This window comes from Phyllobacterium sp. P5_D12, from assembly GCF_054049495.1.
Genome location: NZ_JBFUMG010000714.1, coordinates 1 through 1,930, shown reverse-complemented (window position 1 = coordinate 1,930; position 1,930 = coordinate 1). Strand labels below are relative to the sequence as shown.

The 1,930-nt window shown below is 57.6% G+C and carries 1 protein-coding gene; it reads left to right on the top strand.

What is annotated here, in order from left to right; translation table 11 throughout:
• The first annotated feature begins 255 nt into the window (after positions 1–255).
• A complete protein-coding gene (locus tag ACXJ5O_RS25600; protein ID WP_457302361.1) occupies positions 256–1,875 on the top strand; it encodes a phytoene desaturase family protein in 1,620 nt (539 codons plus the stop codon).
• Positions 1,876–1,930: the final 55 nt, after the last annotated feature.

Genomic DNA, 1,930 nt, shown 5'->3' with positions numbered 1-1,930 from the left:
GTCTGCAACTCACGCCCGGCATCTTCATGCCGATGAGTGAAGTGAAAGCCGTCATTGTCAAGCTCGCTCTGCATCGTTTCCAAGTCCGGATGATCTCTGCCTCCGTCAACGGCGTACCGCCAACAATCCAGCTCAACAATAACCCAAGTCGTCCATAACGCAATCATATTTGTTGAACATTCATTCAATATCTGCTGGACAAGCCATTATTTCTCGTGTGAATTATGGGGCAAGAACAGTGGGAACGGGTAACGAATGAAGAAATGGGACGCCATCGTCATTGGCGCGGGACACAATGGTTTGGTCAACGCGTGCTATTTGCAGCGCGCTGGACTCGATGTGCTCGTGCTGGAGAAGAATGACTGGATCGGCGGAGCCGCGACCAGCCGGTCTCTCACCCCGGGTTTCCTGTATTCGAACTGCTCCTATGTCTGTTCGCTGTTCCGGCCCGAAATCATGCGCGATCTCGAACTGCCGCGCTTTGGTTTGCAGGTCATCTCGTACGAAGGCGGCGCAGTGTTCACCCAGGACGGCGACTATCTTGCCAATTATCGCGACCATCACGCGCATCGCCGTGAATTCGCGCGTTTCTCGCCGCGCGACGCCGAAGCCTATGACCGGTATGCGCGCGACGTGACCAGGCAGTGCCGTTTCATACAGCCGTTGCTCATGCGTACGGCGGCTGACCCAACGAGCTTTCGCCCGCGCGATATCTCCGAACTGATGTATCTCGGCAAGAAATTCGCCGGTCTCGGCGCTACCGAAATGGCCGATACATTGCGCTTCTGGACGATGTCGATTTCGGATTTTCTCAATGAGTATTTTGAGACAGACGTGATCAAGGCGAATTTCGCGCTGTCCGGAATTATCGGCACGGCGCTGGGTCCAATGTCACCGGGCACGGCCTATGTGCTGCTTCATCATTACATGGGCGAGGTTGACGGATCTGTCGGTGCTTGGGGTTATGCCCGTGGCGGCATGGGCGCGGTCACCAAGGCGCTCGCCGCGTCGTTCGAGGCCTCCGGCGGCACGATCCGCACCGGCGTCGAGGTTGACCACGTTCTCGTCAAGAATGGGTCTGCCAAGGGCGTCGTGCTTGTGGACGGGGAGGAAATCCCCGGCAAGATGGTCATCTCCAACGCCGATGTGAAAAGAACATTCCTCAAACTCGTCGAGGAGAAGGAACTTCCCGATATTTTCCTGCGACGCGTCAGGAACTTCAAGATGCGCGGCTCGTCCGGCAAGGTGAACATAGCCCTCGATTCCATGCCGGAGTTTCCGGCGCTTCCAAAGGATTCCCCCGTTTATCGCGGCGACATGCACTTCACCGATAGCGTAGAACGCATGGAGCGCGGATATGACGACTGGAAGGCCGGGCGCTGGTCGGCCGATCCTTTCCTCGACATGGTTATTCCAACAACGCTCGACCCGACAATGGCGCCGCCAGGCAAGCACTTCATGAGCTGCTTCGTCCAATATTGCCCACCCAAGGTGGAAGGCAAGGAGTGGACAGACGCCGACCGCGATGCATTCGGCGAGACCGTGATTTCGCAGATCGCCGACTATTCTCCGGGTTTCCGTGATCGCATCATCCATATGGAAGTGCGCACCCCGCGCGAACTCGAAGCGGAAGTCGGCCTGACGGAGGGCAATATCTTCCAGGGCGAATTGACCTTCGATCAGTTGCTGTTCAACCGCCCTGTCCCCGGCTACGCGCAATACCGTTCGCCGGTTGGCGGCCTTTACATGTGCGGTTCCTCTACACATCCAGGCGGCGGCGTCATGGGAGCACCCGGACGCAACGCTGCAGCTGAAATCCTGCGTGATCTGTCGCGTGGCACGAAACATATGAGTCCGGCCCATGACGTCATTTGATGCGATAGTCATTGGCGGCGGCCACAATGGCCTCGTTGCTGCCGCTACTCTTGGG